Genomic DNA, 20,340 nt, shown 5'->3' with positions numbered 1-20,340 from the left:
GTATCAACTATCAGAGAGAAAAAGTTTCTGGACATCCTTTAAATTTTGGGACATGCACACAACAATGACACGCTCGTTTTTCCGAATGTGGGTATCCCCCACAGCCACCTGCCATACACCATCCCTGTGAATGCCGCCGATGAGGATGTCTCCGTCATAGGAGGCCCCTATTTTAGAAAGCGGCTTGCGGGTGATGGGTGATTTGGGTGCGGCAACAATCTCCACCATTTCCGCGTCAAATCCATGGAGATGGGCCACGGAGAGCAGCTCCCCCCGACGGATAAATTTTAAAATTTCGCTGCTGGCCATTATTTTTTTATTCAGAGCCAGATCTGTGCCCATGGTTGCCGCCAGCACCACGTAGTCTTCTTTATTGACCAAGGCAATGCAAGTGCTTTTATGGTTGGTTTGTTTTTTTCGTTTGCTGTTGTTTTTACGGGATTGGGTGGTCATGTGATGTTTTGCCAGCACGCAACTCATGATATTGGTTTCATTCTCACCGGTGGCGGTGATAAAGGTGTCCATATCCATCAATCCGGCAGCGAGTAATACATCTGAATCAGAACCGTCACCATGGAGTATCTCTGTATTTTTAAGGGAAAAAGAGAGATCCTGGGCCACGGTTTCGCTTTTTTCCAGCAAACGGACTTCTACGGTTTTCCCTAACAGATCAGCCAGGCGAGACCCCACAAGTCCGCCGCCGATGATCATAACCCTGTGCCTTTCTTGGGCTTCCATACCGGTCAATTTCATCAACCGCTCAAGGTTTTCACTGTTTGCCATGAAAAAAGCCTGGTCATGGGGTAACAACTCGTCATCCCCACTGGGAATCAAGGTCGTGATTCCCCTGGCAATGGCCACAATTCTAAAGGGGAATTCATTATACTCCCGGGCGATATCCTTCAGTGTTCTGTGGGCCAGGGGAGATTTCTCATGGATGCGGGTGGCCATGGCTTGAATTTCGCCTTTGGCCACGGCAATGATATCGTTTCCGGCCCTGAGATTAATACGCCGGAAGATCTCCTGGGCCGCCAGCTCTTCAGGATGAATGATCATGTCAATTTTCAAATCTTTGGCATTGAGGATGGAGTCCTTATTGGCAAATCCCGTTGAGCGAACTCTGGCTATTTTTTTGGAAATCCCAAAGCGATCCCCCACCAGGCAGCTCAACATATTCACCGCATCGTTATTGGTCACCGCAATCAGATAGTCCATCTTTGCGGCATCGGCCTCCTGCCAGCACTCTATGTCCATGGCACTGCCCTGGATCAGTCGGGCGTCGATATTGCCATCGGCATGGCGAATCAGGTCGCCGTCGGGTTCTATGACGGTAATGGCGTATCCTTCGTGCACCAGGCGTTTTGCCAAATAATACCCTACGCCGCCAAGACCCAGAATCAGAATGTTGGTGGACTTTGCCGGTTTGTTTCCGTACATATAATAAATAACTCCAGTTGATTTTATATGGGATACGCCTCAAATCAGAGGCGTATTTCAAGCTTTATTGTGGGCAGAATCGGGCCAGAATACGGTCTGCCCGTGGCAGTTATACAGTTCAGTTCAGTTCACAGCCCTCAACAGGTCGGGGCTTGGATAATAATATACCATCCTCTTGGTAGAACATTGGAGCGCACCCCTTGGTAAAACGGTTTTCTAAACTCTCATATTTTATATAATTTGGCAATACAAGGTTGATTATCTTCACCGGTTGGTCAATGCTAATTAATTTGCATATCAATTTTATTCAAGACCCCATTTAATTAACAAGATATTCTCTTACCTGATACCAGGCACCAGGTTATTATGAATAACTCAACTTTCGGGCTTCATTTCAAAGCTGGCATTTTTAAATGTACCCATGGGCTCAGTGTGCCGACGGGGTCAGGCTTTTGTTATTGATGTTATCGACCAAGGCCTTTGTTAACGAAAAAAGCCTCGATAATGCCAATAACGAAAGCCTGACCCCACCACGAAATGCGAACACCGAAAGTTGAGTGAATAATGATTTAATAAGGGGATACCCATGAAAAAAGAAGCCATACACCACATTGAAAAATTTGTTAAAAACCACCAGGCAAAACCCGAAATAACCACCCACTGGGGTGTCCCCATTGTTGGATTTGCATCAGCCGATGAGCCTTTGTTTTCCCAACTACCTTCGGTGGCCAGCCCCACCCACGCCGTGCCCCGGGATTTTCTTCCCAACGCCAAAACCGTTATTGCCTATTTTATCCCCTTTAAAAAAGAGATGACCCGCACCAATCTCAAAAAAAGGAACAGCTCAAAGGAGTGGGGACTTGCCTACATTGAAACCAATGAAATGATCCGCCAACTCAGCGAATCATTAAAAGAGTGGTTTAAAATCCAGGGTCATGAAGGACACACCATTCCGGCCACGCACAACTGGGATGAAAAAAAGCTCATCAGCGACTGGTCCCATCGCCACATTGCCTACATGGCAGGCATCGGAAATTTTGGACTGAACAATATGCTCATCACCGAACAAGGCTGCTGCGGCCGGGTGGGCAGTTTTATCACCTCAGCAAAAATAGCGCCTGACACACGCTATCAGGAAGAAACCTGTTTGTACAAGTATGACGGTACCTGTAAAAAATGCGTAAAAGAATGTGTGAATGAAGCCCTTTTTGTGACGTCCTTTGATCGGTTCAAATGCTATGAAATGTTATTGGAAAACGTAGAGAACTCCCGGGCCATCGGTTATGCCGATGTTTGTGGAAAGTGCCTTGTGGGAACACCCTGCTCCCACATGAATCCTGTGGCAAACAAAAGAAAAACATTGCCCCGGGAGTAAAATAAGGTCTCTTTAATACCCGCAGGCAATTTTGTATTTATGGGGTGTGATGCCGTATCTGGATTTGAATCTCCGGGTCAAATGGCTCTGGTCGGAAAACCCGGAGTCCAGGGCCACCATGCTAATGTCCAGCCCCTGTTCCAGAAGCATCCGGGCATGTTCCAATCGCAATTGCACCAGGAATGCATGGGGGGACAGTCCTTTGTGATCTTTAAAAAGCCGGATCAGATGAAACTCGGTGCACCCCACCTGGGAGGCCAGATCCTTGAGACGAATATCCCGGTCCAGGTTATCATGGTAATATGCGATGACCTGCTTGATCCTTTTATCACAAGTGTCCCCGGTGGTTTCAAGGCTTCCGACATTACCGTGTCGACCCAAAAGTAATCCAAAAACATTGAAAAAATCCGTATCCATGGCAAGATTCCGGGAAATTTTCAACATCTGTTCATGGAGTTGGGCCAATTGTTTCCACAACAACGGATCCTTTAAAGTCGTATGGCTGAAGTAGTTTTCCCGCTCTCTTTTTCCATTTTCAACGGCCAGCCCATGGAAGAATTCAGGATGGATGTAAAAACTTCTCAAACACCTTCTACTGTTTGAACAGGCGTAGTTTGAATGCACCCGGCCCGGTTCAAAGATACTGATGGAACCCGGCTGCAGGATGTCACTTTCGCCCTTCACCGAAAAATGTTCACCACATCCCGTATTGAGCCACACCACATACCGATCATGGATATGGGGTTTAAATTCAAAGGCATCGGTGCAGCAAAGAATTTCCACCTGGGACATTGGCTTGTTTTTATAAATAATTCCCATGACATCAGTGTGCACTGAAGTTGCCTAAAAATCAAGTAAGCCAACGGTATTATTTGCAAAAAAGGGAAAACCATGGAATAAAAGCACCGGATTGAGGCAGTGGCTCCACATTCTGCGCCCCTCATCAGCAATGGGGGGTACCGCACAAGCCTGCCCCCCATGCTCGCACTATATTCCGGCCCGTCATAGCGGACCGAAAGCAATCACAAAAATTTACGAAGATATTGATACCCCGGGGTCAATTGACCATTGTAAACAATCACCGCTTTTTTAATCTCAGGACACAACCCGGATTCGTCCAGGGAACTTGCATAGTCGGCTTTCAGAATATTGGCCACAAAGGGCTTTAACTGATTACTGAAAAACGTGGAAGAATCATTGGGAATTTCGCAGGGCAGATTATCCACGGCCAGCACCACAATGCCATCGCCTTTATGGCCGTCGGTGACCGCCCGGGTCATGGGGTCCACCAGGTAGGCAGGCATACCGGAATCCGTTGATTTCACGTTACACTCCATGGAGCCATGGGTATCACAGGTGATGTCGGCAATGCCGCAAAGCCTGGGATTTTCCTGGTTTTCATAAAGACGTTTCAAATTCTCCCAGGTAACAAACCGGGGGTATTGTTTGTCCCAGTACACAGCATTGACCAGCAGAGAAATGGAGGGCATATATTGTTCAAACTGGCTTTCAAACCGTTCCGGATGGTCATAGTATTCCTGGAGTTCAAAGGCCCTGCCCTCTTTATTCACCACCAGATCTTCTTCTTTAAACACAGACACATAAACAATTTTGGGATCAAATTCGCCCTTTTTAACAAAATCATTGAGATCACAGGGGGCAATACGCCGGGTGGGAAGACAATCCAGAATCTGCTGGGCACCGCCCGAGACATTGCCGTAGCCCAGCACCCCAATGATCATGGGGCTTAATTTTTCCGGCAGCCCCTGCTCTTTGATGGTCTCCCCGATTTTTGTAATGTGAACCTTGGCATCGGCCACAGATGCGTACTGATGGGCCGCTTTACACGCCTTAAAGGGTGTATCAATGCCATGGTGATCCCAGTATTCCCCCATGAGATGCAAAATATCAATGGCCCCGGCATCCCCGGCATATCGTCCAAAATAGATAAGCCTGCGATTTTTATCGTCCGTGATCTTTTCATAATCAATAAGGGTGGCATTGCTGTCCATTATCTTTTTCAACAGCGGCATGCCCGAAGGTTGCCCTTTGATGGTGTGGGAAAAGAAAATATAGGTTTTATCATCCAGAATTTTTTCTTCAGGAATTTCCTTTACCCCAAAAATAACGTCCCCTTTTTCCATGCCCTCACATAAATTTGCTCCGGCAGCCCCATAGGCATCTTCCGTGAAAAACCGTTTTTCACTCTTTTCAATGTACGCGTTGGTTCCGGTTTCCTCCAGGATCAATTTCAGATCCGCAGGTACAATGGCTGCTCTTTTTTCCCAGATATTCTTGTCTTCCGCCCGAATGAGTAACGACTTCATAACCTCTCCTCACATATATAAGTACTTTTAAGGCTATCCCAAAACCGGGTATTTTCCCTCCAGTGGGAAGTTTACCCCATTAAAGAATAGTTTTGCGTTCTGCAAACTTAATATTCAGCGCCGCCAGTTCCGCCAGCACCGGTTTATATATCTGGGAATGAACCGGAATGCAAACCCCCTTCACATCAATTTTATCATCGGCAATGAGCCTTGCACAGATAGCCGCAGGCAACCCCACGGTTTTGGACATGGAGCTGTCTCCCCCGGGGGTGCCCGTATCCACCAGGGTGGACATGGTCATCTCTTCTTTACCGTCGGGGTAAACTGCCACAAATTCATGATGCTGCAGCAAAAGGTCCACCTCACCGTCATTATAGGTTAATTTTTCCTTTAAAATATGGGCAAACATTTCAAACACAGACACCGTTCCCAGATCCAGGGTATCCTGGCTGAACATGCCAAGCCACTCCAATTTTTTTATGGTCAAAGAGTGCCGGGGAATTTTAAGATAGGCTGCCACATCGCCTTTTACATCCTCACCGTCACTGTGGATCATGTTGGTGATCACCTGGCAGGGGGAAATCTCCTGCATGTCAAACTTCATCTTTTGATTCATGAGTCCCAGTTTTTTAAAAAAATCCCAGGTTTCGCAATAACCGATGTTTCTCAAGGTACCGCGATAGATGTTTTTTGCCGTGGGAATGCCGTAAAGATCAAGGTAAGGCAATGCATCCCGGTTCACATAGGCCTCAAAAACCCCGGAACCGGGGATATCGGTGAGCCAATAATGCTCAAACAGCTTGCACCCCGGCACCTCCACGATTTTTCCCTCTTCCAGATATCGTCCGTCATTGCCCGCCGCAAGCAAGGCCCCTTCGGGACTCCAGGAAAATTTATACCCCAGGGGATTGTTGTTGTTTGCCATGGCCGGCAAGCCGCCGCAATAGGAATGAAAGGTGGTGACCTCTCCTCCGGCGGCCTTGATTTCATCAATGGTTTTCATGGCAGCCATGTGATCAATGCCCGGATCCACACCCACCTCATTGAGAAAAATCAATCCCTTTTCCCCGGCCTTTACATCCAGGGCCTGCATCTCTTCTTTAACATAGGAGGCCGTCACCAGATGTTTTTTATGTTCAAGGCACAACGCTGCAATGTGGGGATGAAACATCCAGGGTAAAAGACTGACCACAATATCCGACTTGGCCACGGCGTCATTGAGGCTAACCGTATCCCTGACATCCAGTTTAACAGCCCGACCCGAAGGATGATTTTTAATCAGAGCCCCGGCCCTTTTTAGTTCCTGATCCCCAAGAACCACCTCAAGGCCGTCCTGGGCCAGCAAATATCGCACCAATGGGCGGGCCACAAGCCCTGCTCCCAATACCAGAATCTGTTTCATCGCGCCTCCCAAAATGTTTTGTTGCTACCATTGGGGCGACACTAATATGAAGACGATGGTGTGTCAACTCTTTTTTTAAGGCACCATTTTTACAACCATTTATCCATTTCAAAGCAGGCCATGGTTGCAGGGCAACGCCGTAAATATTCGGTTGGGTAATGTAAATGTCCGGGCAATGCCCCATATTTGCCTGCTTAGGACTGCGTAGTTGCTAAGGGGTGAGCTGGCCAAAACAGGTGAAGATGGGGTGCTGACCGAATATTTACGGATAATTTTTCAAATATCTTTTTGGATCAGATGATAAAGGGCTTTATCTTCATCGGACAAAGGCTGTTTAAGATCTTCCAGCTTATAAAGAAAATAATGAAAAAAATCGTGACGCAGACTGTCCCGGCCCGATATGACAAACCAGTCGTTCCGCCCCCAATTCAGCACGGAATTCACTTCATCTCCTGCCACAAACATGCCGCAAAGCATCTCTTTTCGATCCACAACAATATCAAAATAGCGATGTTCAGGCCCGGGTTCGTCAAGCTCGGTCTGGGGATGGATCACCTGGATATCAAACATTTTTTCCACCGGTGCCAGGGAGATATATTTTACCTGAACACCCCTTAATTCTGCGGCCTTTAACGCGTCATCAAGGTGAATACCTTCTTCGGGTGAAATCCGGACATAAATTTCATCCCGGGAAGATTCAATCATCTCCTTTGCCTTGCCCATGGCAGCCACATGGCCTTTGATTCTCCAGATCACATCACTTCCGGCTTCTTTCTCCGCTTCTTTTAGATCAGCCTCCAGCACAGACAACGCAGATTCATGGTCATGGCGAAGTCGCTTGACCAACTCCCCGGAGGGGATGGGGGTGTACATGCCCTGGCTGGACTCCACCACAAAGCCCTTGGCTTTCAAGGTGCGCAGGACATCGTAAATTCTTGCCCTGGGAATTCCGGAATTACGACTTAACTGAGACCCGTTGACAGGATGTTCTCCCAGCAATGATTTATACGCAGTTATGACATATTTTGAAAGCCCCACATTTAATTCTGTAATATCTTTAATCATCTTTCCTGTTCCTTAATCTATATTTTTTTTATTAACAATAAAACTTCCGGGCAACCTCAGCAGAGCCGCCCCCCGACGGGCAATAGGAACCGGACAATTGAGCTGTCTACAGTTCCGGTCCGGGACCATTGCCCGTCGGGGGGGGGGCGGCATAATACCATTTGGCTCCGCGTCTACAACCCTATATTTGTTGTGTCCGACGGGAGATGCCCGTTACATGAAATAAGTCGCAGATCAAGGTCAAAATAGAGTCCGCCCGCAGCAGAGTTATAAAACCCTACAAAGTTACTATAACAGTAGTAACATTGAATTATCCCCCTTACAATGCAAAATTTTATTCCCTTGACAGATCAAGAGAAGCGTTGATATAGGATGTTATCCTTATGGTGGCAACACCAACTGAAAAATCGGGTCTATTTTAATTTACAGAAAGGGGAGCTACGCCCATGGCAGCTGTTACGCCTTCAATTTCTCTGTTAACCGGGGATCAGATCCAGGAGATACACCGACAATCCCTGGAGATTCTTTCCCGCACAGGCATACGGGTGGATTGCCCCCGGGCCCTGGCTTTTTTTAACAAAGCATCCTGTCGCATCGCAAACAACAACCAGGTTTTTATTGAAGAATCCCTGGTACAGTGGGCCTTTGATGCCGCACCCTCATCCATTGCCATCCACAACCGGTCAGGAGAGATAAGATTCACCCTGGGAGGAGATTCTGCAAATTCAACCCGTTTTGGTGTGGGGGTGACCAACCTTCATTACCAGGACCCCTTAACGGACAAAACAACCCCTTTTTCCATTAAACACATGGAAAAAGCCGTGGGGCTTGGCCATGCACTGGAACAATTTGATGTGATCTCCACCCCGGGCATTGCCCAGGATCTGGACCCCAAAACAGCAGATCTTTTTTCCAGCCTTACCATGCTGGCCAACACCACCAAACCCCTGGTACTGCTGATTTCAGAGATGAATTGCTTTGAACCGGCCCTGGACATGATGGAAACGCTCCATGGCAACCTGGCTGAAAAACCTTTTGTGATCCCCTATTTCAATCCCATCACCCCCCTGGTTCTCAATGAAGAAACCGCCGAAAAAATCATCATCACCGCAGGTCGGGGATTACCCTTTATCTATAATAATTACGGAATGTCCGGCGCCACAGCCCCCATTACTCCGGGGGGAACCCTGGCACTTCTCAATGCAGAGCTCCTGGCCGGTATTGTTTTTGCCCAACTGGTTAAAAAAGGCACCCCCGTCATTGCCGGAAGCCTGCCGGCAGGTTTTGACATGAAAAACATGATGAGCGTTTATACCCCACACACCATGCTCATCAACCTGGCCTGCGCTGAAATGATGAATCATTATCAAATTCCCCATTCAGGGACTTCCGGCAGCGGCCCCGGTTGGGGACCGGATCTCATCGCCGGTGGGGCCTTTTGGATGAATCATCTCACAAGCATCATGGGAAAGGTGGGGCTTGCCCCCTTTGTGGGGGGAAATTTTGATTCCATGGCTTTCAGCCCTTCAGCCGTGGTGTATGCCAACGAGGTGATCCGCCTCTCCCGCATATTTAACCGGGGGTTTTCCATTGACCCGGAAACAGTGAAACTGGATGAAATCAACACCATGGGATCTGCCGGTAATTACCTGGCAGCCCCTTCAACCGGGAAACATTTTCGAAATTTTCGTTTTGAAAGCCCGGTGTGGCCGGGTTATACCCTGGAACAATGGCAGAGCAACCAATGCCCGGAGGCCGGAAAACTGTTGCGGGAATACACCCATCACATGATTGAAACTCTTTCTCCACCCCACGATCGCGATGCACTCATGGATCGGGGAAAACAATTGATTGCTGCACATTAAAAAAGGAAGAAATTCCCATGAAACGAAACCTACACGCCGGAAGACTGCTGGGTTCCGGGCTGAGTCTCAACATCCTCACCGAGGATGAGCTGGAAGAGATTCACCTGGCCACCCTTGAAGTCCTGGCAGAAACAGGTGTTTTTGTCGAAGACGACCAGGCACTTGACTTGTTTGAACAAGGCGGTGCCCAAGTGGACCGCACCACCCGCATTGTAAAAATCCCCCCCCATGTGGTGGAGGATGCCATCCGCTCCACCCCGTCCAAGGTAATTCTCCACGGAAGGGACCCCAGGCATGACATTGTGCTTGAAAGCACCCGGGTCCATTTTACAAATTTCAGCGAAGGGGTGATGATCAATGATCCCCACACCGGAGAAAACCGCCCTCCCCTAAAAAAAGATGTGATTGAATCAGCCAGGGTAATTGATTACCTGGATGAAATTGATTTTTGCGAAAAGGCACTGGGTGCCCATGACATGAGCCAGGAAACAGTGGCCCTTCACAATGCTGAAGCCTATCTTACCAACACAACCAAACATTGTGCCTTCGGCCCTGTAAACGGCAATTTTCTCAATAAAATCATCGCCATGGGAAAAGCCATTGCCGGTGGTGAAGAAGCCTTTAGAAAAAGACGTCTGGTATCATTCACCACCTGCCCGGTGAGTCCTTTAAAGCTCATCTCCGACTGCTGTGAAATCATCATGGAATCGGCCAAAAACAACGTGGTCTGCAACATCCTGTCCATGGCCATGGCCGGTGGTACAGCCCCTGTGACCCTGGCAGGGACCCTGGTGAACCACAATGCAGAAATCCTGTCGGGTCTCACCCTGGCCCAGCTGACAAGGCGGGGAACCCCGGTGATCTACGGCAGTTCCACAACAGCCATGGACCTCAAACTTGCCGCCGCCACCGTGGGCACGCCGGAATGTGCCCTGATCAGCGGGGCCGTGGCAAGACTTGCCCGGTACTACTCCCTGCCAAGCTATGTGGCCGGTGGTTAGGGCGACAGCAAAATATCAGATACCCAGACAGGCCACGAAAAGACATTAACCGGACTGATTCCCGCATTGGCAGGTGCCAATATGATATACGGTCTGGGGATGCTGGAAAGCGGCATCACCTTTGATTATGGCCAACTGGTTCTGGATTGTGAATTTGCACGGATGATCAAACATACAGTGGAAGGAATTCCCGTCAATGACGAAACCCTGGCCGTGGATGCTGTCAAGGAGACAGGTCCCGGGGGCGATTATCTGATGAATCCCCACACATTTAAATGGATGAGAAGCCAGTCTAAACCGGAAATAATTGATCGTAAAATGCGCGGTGCGTGGGAAAAAGCAGGTGCCACCACAGCCTATGAAAGAGCAATGATCAAGGTTAGAACCATCATTGAAAATCATCAGCCCACTCCCCTGCCCCATGATGTTCTGGCAACCATCCGGTCCATTGTATCGGATACGGAAAAAGAGATGGGCATTACCAATGGAGACAACAGATGACCAACCAGATTTTAACCCGCATGGGGGATGGTGAGCGCCTGTGGATGGATGTCGAAGATGTAATGGATGACATCCGGGACGGATGTGCCGATGCAGCCCAACGCATCGGTGTGCCCGAACTGAGTGAAGAGGATCAGAAAAAACTCTTTGACATCCTGGCCGAACCCTCCCGCATTGTCAGTGTCAACCCCGGTGAAGAGGTTATTGTGTCCGATGACGGCACCACCATGAGCTTCTATTCCGGTCAGGACGGTGGCGGCGTGGGCACCCCCTTAAGCCGCCAGCAGGCCGTCCAGACCTATGAGCGCGCCTGCGGAGCAGACACAACCTCCCTTGGCCACAGTGATTACTCTTACAAACCGGTGAAGAGTATCATAAACTTTGAGGCCAACGACTATTATAATATTTCCCAGGTCACCACAGCCCCGTTTTTTTACGGTGCCCAGCCCAACATGGGGCTTTATTTCCAGCCTGACGGACCCTGCCCCAATGCAGCGGAACTCATGCCCCTTGGCAAAATTGAAGAAGCAAGACAGGCCCAGGAACAAGCCTGTGACTACCTGGCGGATGATCTGGTGTTTGTGGGGTCAAAGCTTGCCGAAGTGGGCCTTGAGGGATTAAACTTTGATACCTCCGGCTCTGCCGGGGATGCCGACTTTCTGGCTGCCCTTCAAGGTGTTGAACGGCTCAAAGAAAAATTCCCCGATCTTCCCATCCTCATGGGGGGCGCCGGAGAGTTCATCCTTGGCATGCATGGTGAGCTGACCTACGACGATAAACGTATCGCCGGCATGTACACCATAGACCAGGTAAAAGCCGTTGAAAAGGCAGGCGCAAACATCTATGGCATGGCTGTTAACACCGCCACCACGGAATCTGTCCCCTGGAATCTTGCCCGGGCTGTGACCTTTTTAAAGGCCACCACCGATACGGCTGCCATCCCGGTGCATGCCAATGTGGGCATGGGGGTGTGCGGGGTTCCCATGATGGAACAGCCCCCCATTGACGCTGTCACCCGGGTATCCAAAGCCCTTGTCCAGATCGGGAAGGCCGACGGGCTGTAGATTGGCGTGGGCGATCCAATGGGAATGGCCATTGCGCATATCATGGCATCATGCATGGGGGGTATTCGGACAGCCGGAGATCTGGTTGCCTGGATGCAGATGACCCGCAAGATGAAAATCAATGAAGCCAAGGCATATGTTGCAGAAAAACTGGGGATTGAGGTTTTTGACCTGACCAATGAAGAGGTGATGCGCGAACTCAGGAAGGACCTGGGACTTGGCACCGTTACCTCCATTGCAGGCGGCCCTAAGGGCATTCGCGCAAAAATGAAAATCGCAGAACTGCTGGATATTAAAATTCGATCGGTGGAATTGTTCAAGTCCCAGATGGGGCTTTAACGGTACTGCCGCTGACACCATCGTCCCGGCAGCTGTCCGGCGAAAAATTTTCCATTTCTATCGGACACAACAAATATAGGGTCTTAGACGCAAAACCAAATGGTATTGTACCGCCGCCCCCCCGACGGGTAATGGTCCCGGACCGGAACTGTAGACAGCTCAATTGTCCGGTTCCTATTACCCGTCGGGGGGGCGGCTCTGCTGAGGTTCTCTTGGAGGCTGCATTGTATATAAACCAACATGGCTATAAGTACCAGCCACAACGAATAATGAAAAAATAGTTGCTATGAGCACCCAGAACCTAATACCCAGTACCCACTTTTTCATATAAAAAAAACTGCCAAAGGCAAAAAAAATTTTGGAGAAAATAAAGATGACAACTGAAATATATGAACAGGCCATGGAATCCATTGTCAAGGGAGATGCGGCCCTGGCAGAAGAGATGGCCCAAAAAGGTCTGGGAGAGGGCATCGAGCCCATTGAACTTATCAACAACGGCTTTATCCCCGGCATTAACAAAGTAGGGGAACTCTTTGGCATGGGCACCTTGTTTCTGCCGGAGCTGATCCAGGCGGCAACCGCCATGCAGACCGCCACAGAACTAATCAACGATGCCATCCCGGACAATGAAGCCGCTTCAGGCGGCAGGATCATCATCGGCACGGTGGCAGGTGATGTCCATGACATCGGTAAAACCATTGTGGTCTCATTGTTCAAAGCCAATGGATTTGAGGTAAAGGATCTGGGCCGGGATGTGTCTGTGGAACAATTCATTGAAGGGGCGGACAAATTCAATGCAGACATCATTGGTACCAGCGCCTTGTTAACCACCACCATGCCTGAACAAAAGAAACTGGAAGAATCGTTAAAAAAAGCAGGACTCAAAAGTCGTTTTAAAACCATGGTGGGCGGTGCCCCTGTGACCAGAAGATGGGCCAAACGTATTGGGGCTGATGCCTTTGCCGAAAACGCCGGGGACGGTGTCAGGCTTGCAAGGGAGCTTCTGGCAGGATGACACAAAATTGGCCGTTTTTTGATTTCAAATTCACAATTGTTAACAGTCACGGTAAACAATTTTTTCAATAAAAACGAATTAGGAACCGTTGGAAAACAAACTATGCAAAAGTCTCTGACAGAGACACCCCGATGGGCACTAAATAGTGTATAACATATCTTCGCTTGATATATTGTTTGAGTAACTATAGACGGTTAATTTTTTAACGGACACTTAAGCACTGAAACATGGAGGCAGACTTCATTTTTCAGGTTACAATTTTCAGAATAATCTATCCATTTCCTGGAAAAAGTTGATCAAGAACCACAAACTGCTTTGTAAATATTCGGGTTGGTTTTGCAGGTTTTATAATGAATGCTGAAAAATACAACAATAAATGGATTGCCGGTTTAGCACATCCATAAAATAGACACCTTGTTTTGTGGACAACTCATATTTTTTAATATGGTATAGAATCCGGGTCCATGCTATATTAAAACGGTTTCCAAAACGAAACAGGTATTTTCCCCACCCCATTTTCATGTCACGGAATTTTTTTAATGGAGGATGGGCGATTTTTAATCACCTTGGTGATTCATCACTATTTCTACTTATGAGGAGAATTGCAATGAAACGGAATGTATTTTTGGGACTACTGATGGCAGGGCTCTTAATCTTTTCTGTACAAACCGCTATGGCCGCAGGAACGGTTCTTGACGAAATCATGACCGCCGGGGTTATCAAAGTCTCCACCGACGCCAATTATGCTCCCCAGAGTTTTCTCAACGAAAAAGGAGAACTGGAAGGATTTGACATCAGCGTTGCCACGGAAATCGCCAAACGTCTGGGGGTTAAAGTTCAATTCATCACTCCTGACTGGGATCTCATAACAGCCGGAAAATGGGGAAAACGCTGGGATATTTCCGTGGGCTCCATGACCCCCACCAAAGAACGAAAAAACGCCCTTTTATTTACCATCCCCTACTACAGTTCCCCTGCTCAGTTTGCCATCCACAAAGATAACACCACCATCAAAACCATTGATGATTTAAAGGATAAAAAAATCGGTGTGGCATCGGAAACCACCAATGAAAGATTTCTTCAGCAGGATCTTGTTATCCAGGACACAAAAATCAGCTACCTTACCTGGAAACCAAGCCATTCCAATTTAAAAACCTATCCCACAGACGCCAATCAGATTGAAGATCTGGCCCTGGGTGACGGTGCCCGGCTGGATGCCGTTTTCACTTCCCGTCAGACCCTGGCCCAATCCATTAAAAGCGGATGCGGCACAGGATGTCCCTTAAAAATGCTGGGCGACCCCACCTATTATGAACCCTTAAGTGTTGCCCTTGACAAAAGTCGTAAAAACAGCGAATCTTTTTTGACAAAACTCAATGAAGTCATTGATTCCATGTACAAAGACGGCACGCTTGTGAAACTTTCCATGAAATTTTATGGAACCGATCTGATTCCCAAATTATAGGCTCAATAATTCATCGCCAATCTGTTTTCCTGCCCGCATTGTACGTCACGGCAGGCAGGTAAACGGCTTTCAACTCAATTGATTGCTTTGTCAAACACCGTTGCCAATTTTGTGTTAACCATATTAAAACCCATATACTGGATGTAAATGCCTTACAAATACAATAGACAATATTGAGATAATATTTTTGTCATGACTTAATTTTAGACTTGTTGATTACAACCACCCGGAACTAATAATTATCTTGGGCATATGCAATCCTAAATATCAGTCTTGACCATGCAGCAAGTGATTTTAACGCCTGTTGTAAACTTGGCGAAGGTACGGTTGTCATCGCTTAATTTTAAGGAACGATCCCCAATGAGTGAAACCCAAGAGACCGGTGGCTGCACCATCCCCCCTGAAGCCCATGCTGTCCTCGAAGAGATAGAAAACAGACAAAAACGCTTCAAACGAAATACCACCATCGCACTGTTGTCCTTAACTGCTTTTATTTTCTTTCTATTCTATGTGATTAAGCTTGATTTCATGTTCATGGGAAAATGGGTGGGATTTATTTTAACGGGTATGGGTTTTACCCTGCTTGTGTCATTTCTTGCCATCAGTCTTGCCTGCATCCTGTCCATTCTCGGTGCACTGGGAAGACTTTCTAAAAATCCCATTGCCAACAGTATTGCCACTGCCTATGTTTCCCTGATTCGGGGGACCCCCCTTCTGGTGCAGGTGTACATGTGGTATCTTGCCCTTCCCCAGCTGGGCAAAGCCCTGGAAGATATCGGCATTCCCGGAATTCAAAATGCCCTGACACTGCCTGCCATTCCTGCGGGAATACTGGCACTTGGGGTCTGTTATGGTGCCTACATGACAGAAACCGTCCGGGCCGGTATTCAATCCATCACCATCGGCCAGAGGGAAGCGGCCAAAGCCCTTGGCATGACAGAATCCCAGGCCATGCGCCGAATTATCTTCCCCCAGGCCCTCAGGATCATCATTCCCCCCATCTCCAACGAATTCATCGCCATGATCAAGGATTCCTCCCTGGTTTCCCTCATGGGTGTGTGGGAACTGAGTTACCGGGCCATTAAAATCGGCAGGCGTTATTTTCAATCCCTGGAAATGCTTATTATGGTGGCATTTATTTATTGGCTCATGTGCGTGGTTCTCCAATATGTCCAGGAAAAAATCGAAGCACACATGGCCCGGGGTGACAGGAGGGTACACTGATGAATGATAAAAAAACCATGGTAAAAATTGAGAATCTTCATAAAGTATTTGGAAAAGACAGCCATGTGCTCCGGGGGATAGACCTTGACGTAAAAGCCGGTGAAGTGGTGGTAATACTGGGACCGTCCGGGTCTGGAAAAAGTACACTTTTGCGATGCATCAACTTTCTGGAAACCCCCACGGCTGGCACCATCACCGTTGACGGCCTCACCGTCAATGCCGGGAAAGCCACCAAAGAAGAGGAAACCAAAATCCTTCAGATCCGAAAAAAAACCGGGATGTGCTTTCAATCATTCAATCTGTTTCCCCACATGACCGCCATTGAAAATGTCATTGAAGGACCGGTGACGGTTCTGGGGCAGGCCAAAAGCGAATGCATCCCCTATGCCGAGGAACTGCTGGACTGGGTGGGGCTCTCGGACAAACGGGATGTGCACCCGTCACGCCTTTCCGGAGGGCAGCAGCAACGGGTGGCCATTGCCAGAAGCCTTGCCATGAAACCTGATGTCATGCTGTTTGACGAACCCACCTCGGCCCTGGACCCGGAACTTGTGGGGGAAGTGGTGGAGGTAATGGAACGGCTGGCAGATGAAGGCATGACCATTTTGGCTGTCACCCATGAGATGCACTTTGCAAGGGATGTGGCCCATCGGGTTTTGATCATGGACGGAGGGGACTGGATTGAACAAGGGCCTCCAGAAGAAATTTTCACCAATCCCAGGGAACAACGCAGTAAACAATTTCTGGCCCATATTCTCAACTAAATAAAACTGCCGGGCAACGTAACCTCACCAGAGCCGTCCCCCCCCGATGGGCAATAGGAACCGGACAATTGAGCTGTCTACCGTTCCGGTCGGCCCATTGCCCGTCGGGGGGGGCGGTATAATACCATTTGGCTCCGCGTCTACGACCTTATATTTGTTGTATCCCACAGGGCATGCCCTTTTTATATGAAATACTCCGGAAACCAGGAGCGTATTTCAGGCTTTGTTGTGGGCAAAACGAAATCAGAATAAGGTCCGCCCGTGGCGGTTATAAAAAATTACAACGAAATCTTTTTCTCCACAAAACAGATGCCCAGGTTTTCAAGCTCAGCCAATACCGGGGTGTAAATTTCCGGCAACACAGGAATGCAGACACCGGTTACATCAATTTTTCCCTCCACAATGAGACGGGCTGCAATGGCCGCAGGAAGGCCAACGGTTCTGGCCATGGAGCTGTCCCCATCGGGAATCCCCGTATCCACCATGGTGGACAGAATTTTTTCCTGCCTGCCGTCGGGATATTTGCCAATGAACTCATGGTGCTGGAGTAAAAGATCCACTTCCCCGGGGTTATACACCAATTTTTCTTTTAGGATATGAACAAACATGTCAAACAGAGACACCCGCCCAAGAGAAAGCTTATCATCACTCAACAATCCCAGCCATTCAAGTTTTTTAGCAGTGATGGAATACAAAGGAGCCCCCAGGAATGCACAAAGATCGCCGTAAAGATCCTTGCCGTCACTGTTGATGAGCTGTGCCATCACCTGGGCCGGAGAAAAAATTGAAAAATCAAACAGTTTTTCCCTGCTGAACAGATCCAATTTTTTAAAATAGGTCCAGGTTTCGCAATGGCTGATATTTCTCAAGGTTCCCCGGTATATGCTGGTTGCTGTGGGAATATTGTAAATTTCTTTGTACGGCAGGGAATCGCGATTGACATAGGCTTCAAAAACACCGGCACCCGGGACATCCTGGAGCCAGTAATATTCAAACAGTTCATCCCCGGACACTTCAACAATATCTCCATCCTTGAGATACCGTCCATCATTTCCCGCGGCCATCAAAGCCCCTTCGGGGCTCCAGGAAAATTTATATCCCAATGGGTTGTTGTTGTCTGCCATGGCAGGCAAACCGCCGCAATAGGAATAAAAAGAGGTCACTTCCCCCCCTGCGGCCTTGATTTCATTAATGGTTTTCATGGCAGCCATGTGGTCAATGCCGGGGTCCACGCCGATCTCATTTAAAAAGATCAGCCCCTTTTCCTTTACCTTGGCATCCAGGGCCTGCATCTCTTCTTTTACATAGGATGCGGTGAGAAAATTGGTATCCAGTTCAAGGCACAGATTGGCCACAACAGGATGGAAGGTCCATGGCAGAAGACTGATCACCAGATCCACGCCTTTGATCATCTCTTTAAGAGACGCCATATCTTCCATGTTCAAAGAAACAATACTCCCTGAGGGGTGATCCCCCACCAGAAGTTTTGCCTTTTTTTTATCCCGGGCCGCTAAGATAACTTCAATGTCCGGTGAATCCATTAAGTATTTCACCAATGGACCTGCCACCAGTCCTGCGCCCAATACCATAATCTTTTTCATACGTTCTCCAGCTTTAAAATTTGTTCTCTGAATAACTGCCACGGGCAGACCGTATTTTGATCTCGTTTTGCCCACAACGAAGCATAAAAAACACTGTACGTTTCAAGAGTTTTTCATATAAAAACGGCCATGTCGGTCCACCGACAAAACAAATAATTATTGCCCCAACTGTCCTTACAGGAGCAAGGCACCAGCAGAACATAACACCCATGGCCGGAATCAGCAACCACGGACAATGGAAAAATTACGGTAAACTGCTCATCTCATAAAGCCACACAGTTGTTCCCGGATTTTAAACAAACGTTTATATTTTGAGTCAATTTATTGTGAAAGCAGTGATCAATGGGGGTTGATCATAAGCTGGGCCACTATACGTGAAATAAAATTTTATTGACTTCAAAGCACTGTAATTACAGCTATTAATTTTTACCTCTAAAATTTTATTACAAATGGCCCATGTTATGACCAAGCCCGATCAATGTGTGCAAGACATGGATCCATGACAATGCCCATCATCCTTTGTGTGGGAAGACATATTATGCGGCCATTTCTTCTGACACATGGTTTTTATAAAACTTCCAGAACAGGTGGCAGGCTCTTTGGAAGAGGAGTGAGCGGTATTAAAGGATGTGCTCCCGACCTTTTCATTTCCTGAATACAGGTATGTGAGCAGACAGCTGGCCCCAATGAAAATAAAAACACCCAGAACGTTGCCCCAGGGCATCAAAGGCCCGTCACTTCCGGCCAACAACAGCCCGATCACCCAGGCAAAACCGGACAGAATCCCAAACACAGACATGGCCCCCCTGGATTGATCTTCATAATATTGGCTGCGATGATGGTTTTTCATGATTATCCCCCCTTTATGTTGAACACACCCAACTACTTGTTGAAAAAAATAAACAATATTTTCAAAAAAATTTACCGGTATTCTCTGCTGTTCCAGATCACTTTTCCGATAATCCGGGCAGCGTCCATCTCATCCCTCTCCAGGTAAATGGGAGCGTAATCCCGGTTGTCACTGCACAAAACCAATTTGTTCGGGTGTTTCTCTATGCGCTTGACCAAAATGGTATCCTCCACCCCCACCGCATAAATGGCACCGGCGTAGATTTCGGTCTGAGACTGATCGATGAGCAGGGTGTCACCCTCTTTGATTTCAGGGGACATGCTGTTACCAAACACCTCCATGGCCACCATCCGGGATGCAGATCCCTTGGCAGCCAGCCAGGCAGCATTAAAACAGAGATGTTCTTTGACATCACTATCGGTGACAAAGGAGCCCCCTCCGGCACAAAGCCTGGCCGACACTTTGGGAATAAACCGCATCTCTGCCCCAAGAGTTGGATCATGGAAAAAGCCCGCTGTACCTACAGTATCTTTCATGAACATCTGTCCTTTTCCGGTTTCAATCCATTGGGGATGAAATCCAAATTTTCGATAAAGTTTGAGAATCCATTTATCCGGAACCTGATTTTTTTTCCTTGCGTGGGTGATCCCGGACCGATTGATTCCCAAGGCCGCGGCAAGACTGCTCTGGGAAGTAATCCCGGTGGCATCCATGATTCGCCCGATGAGTTCATCAATCTTGTTTTCCTGCATCTATATCTCCTTTTATGCCTCTGGCCCACCCAATGACATCTGCCTGGCCAAATCGGAAAGACATCGGGGGCGGCATGATAGTATTTTTAATATTCCTTGTGGACAGCTCAAGGTCAAAATAACCGCCATATAAATCAAACACATTTGCTTACTTTTTACAACTACTTTTGTTGTTTTTTTTCATCATAATTTTTGAAGTAATGTTCCAACCGCCAATCCAATGGCTTCCATCTCATTTGGGTAAAATTCCAGATTCAAAGCCAGAGAACCCGCCACCACGGGGTTTAAACAGC

At 48.0% G+C, this 20,340-nt stretch carries 14 protein-coding genes and 2 pseudogenes; 9 read left to right on the top strand and 7 right to left on the bottom strand.

Annotation, left to right across the window (positions count from 1 at the left end; genetic code table 11):
- Positions 1–3 precede the first annotated feature (3 nt).
- Positions 4–1,437, bottom strand: a complete 1,434-nt coding sequence (gene trkA / locus B9A32_RS15455) for a Trk system potassium transporter TrkA (RefSeq protein ID WP_084070512.1) — start codon at positions 1,435–1,437, stop codon at positions 4–6.
- A gap of 586 nt (positions 1,438–2,023) precedes the next feature.
- Here trkA and B9A32_RS15450 point away from each other — a divergent pair.
- Positions 2,024–2,812, top strand: coding sequence for an epoxyqueuosine reductase (locus B9A32_RS15450; RefSeq protein ID WP_084070509.1), 789 nt, complete (start codon positions 2,024–2,026; stop codon positions 2,810–2,812).
- Positions 2,813–2,824: 12 nt separating this feature from the next.
- Here the strand turns inward: B9A32_RS15450 and B9A32_RS15445 are convergent, their stop codons facing one another.
- From B9A32_RS15445 to B9A32_RS15430, 4 genes are all read right to left on the bottom strand, one after another.
- The gene (locus B9A32_RS15445; protein ID WP_084070506.1) at positions 2,825–3,646 is read right to left on the bottom strand and encodes a helix-turn-helix domain-containing protein; all 822 of its coding nucleotides are present in this window, start codon (positions 3,644–3,646) and stop codon (positions 2,825–2,827) included.
- Positions 3,647–3,834: 188 nt separating this feature from the next.
- Positions 3,835–5,139 carry a bifunctional lysine ketoglutarate reductase /saccharopine dehydrogenase family protein gene (locus B9A32_RS15440; RefSeq protein WP_084070503.1) on the bottom strand — a complete coding sequence of 435 codons (1,305 nt, stop codon included), beginning with the start codon at positions 5,137–5,139 and terminating at the stop codon, positions 3,835–3,837.
- 79 nt (positions 5,140–5,218) lie between these two features.
- Entirely contained in the window at positions 5,219–6,541 is a 1,323-nt protein-coding gene (locus tag B9A32_RS15435) for a saccharopine dehydrogenase C-terminal domain-containing protein (protein ID WP_084070500.1), read from the bottom strand.
- Between the two features lie 276 nt (positions 6,542–6,817).
- Positions 6,818–7,606, bottom strand: a complete 789-nt coding sequence (locus B9A32_RS15430; protein WP_084070498.1) for a TrmB family transcriptional regulator — start codon at positions 7,604–7,606, stop codon at positions 6,818–6,820.
- Between the two features lie 446 nt (positions 7,607–8,052).
- Here B9A32_RS15430 and B9A32_RS15425 point away from each other — a divergent pair, with 446 nt between their 5' ends.
- The 7 genes and pseudogenes from B9A32_RS15425 to B9A32_RS15390 all read left to right on the top strand — a co-directional run bounded on the left by B9A32_RS15425 (position 8,053) and on the right by B9A32_RS15390 (position 16,844).
- A complete protein-coding gene (locus tag B9A32_RS15425) occupies positions 8,053–9,471 on the top strand; it encodes a trimethylamine methyltransferase family protein (protein WP_084070497.1) in 1,419 nt (472 codons plus the stop codon).
- Positions 9,472–9,488: 17 nt separating this feature from the next.
- Positions 9,489–10,973 (top strand): annotated as a pseudogene (mttB, locus tag B9A32_RS15420) ([trimethylamine--corrinoid protein] Co-methyltransferase).
- Positions 10,970–12,376, top strand: a pseudogene (gene mtbB / locus B9A32_RS15410) ([dimethylamine--corrinoid protein] Co-methyltransferase). Before mttB ends, mtbB begins: the two co-directional pseudogenes overlap by 4 nt.
- Positions 12,377–12,749: 373 nt before the next feature.
- Positions 12,750–13,391, top strand: a complete 642-nt coding sequence (locus B9A32_RS15405; protein ID WP_084070494.1) for a cobalamin B12-binding domain-containing protein — start codon at positions 12,750–12,752, stop codon at positions 13,389–13,391.
- A gap of 607 nt (positions 13,392–13,998) precedes the next feature.
- On the top strand, positions 13,999–14,856 hold the full coding sequence (locus tag B9A32_RS15400; protein ID WP_170923860.1) for a transporter substrate-binding domain-containing protein: 858 nt from the start codon (positions 13,999–14,001) through the stop codon (positions 14,854–14,856).
- A 360-nt stretch (positions 14,857–15,216) separates the two neighbouring features.
- Positions 15,217–16,080 (top strand): amino acid ABC transporter permease, encoded by an 864-nt coding sequence (locus B9A32_RS15395; RefSeq protein ID WP_170923859.1) that lies wholly within the window; start codon positions 15,217–15,219, stop codon positions 16,078–16,080.
- The gene (locus tag B9A32_RS15390; protein ID WP_269749031.1) at positions 16,080–16,844 is read left to right on the top strand and encodes an amino acid ABC transporter ATP-binding protein; all 765 of its coding nucleotides are present in this window, start codon (positions 16,080–16,082) and stop codon (positions 16,842–16,844) included. The genes B9A32_RS15395 and B9A32_RS15390 overlap by 1 nt, the downstream gene beginning before the upstream one ends.
- Before the next feature lie 278 nt (positions 16,845–17,122).
- Here B9A32_RS15390 and B9A32_RS15385 read toward each other — a convergent pair whose 3' ends face one another.
- On the bottom strand, positions 17,123–18,445 hold the full coding sequence (locus B9A32_RS15385; RefSeq protein WP_084070489.1) for a saccharopine dehydrogenase C-terminal domain-containing protein: 1,323 nt from the start codon (positions 18,443–18,445) through the stop codon (positions 17,123–17,125).
- A 686-nt stretch (positions 18,446–19,131) separates the two neighbouring features.
- Here B9A32_RS15385 and B9A32_RS22390 point away from each other — a divergent pair.
- The gene (locus B9A32_RS22390) at positions 19,132–19,260 is read left to right on the top strand and encodes a hypothetical protein (RefSeq protein WP_269749029.1); all 129 of its coding nucleotides are present in this window, start codon (positions 19,132–19,134) and stop codon (positions 19,258–19,260) included.
- Between the two features lie 106 nt (positions 19,261–19,366).
- Here B9A32_RS22390 and B9A32_RS15375 read toward each other — a convergent pair whose 3' ends face one another.
- Positions 19,367–20,047, bottom strand: coding sequence for a LexA family transcriptional regulator (locus B9A32_RS15375; RefSeq protein WP_084070483.1), 681 nt, complete (start codon positions 20,045–20,047; stop codon positions 19,367–19,369).
- Positions 20,048–20,340 lie beyond the last annotated feature (293 nt).

Source organism: Desulfocicer vacuolatum DSM 3385 (genome assembly GCF_900176365.1).
GTDB lineage: Bacteria > Desulfobacterota > Desulfobacteria > Desulfobacterales > Desulfobacteraceae > Desulfocicer > Desulfocicer vacuolatum.
Note: the sequence above shows the minus strand (reverse complement) of the source record. Positions and strands in the feature narration are given on the sequence as shown.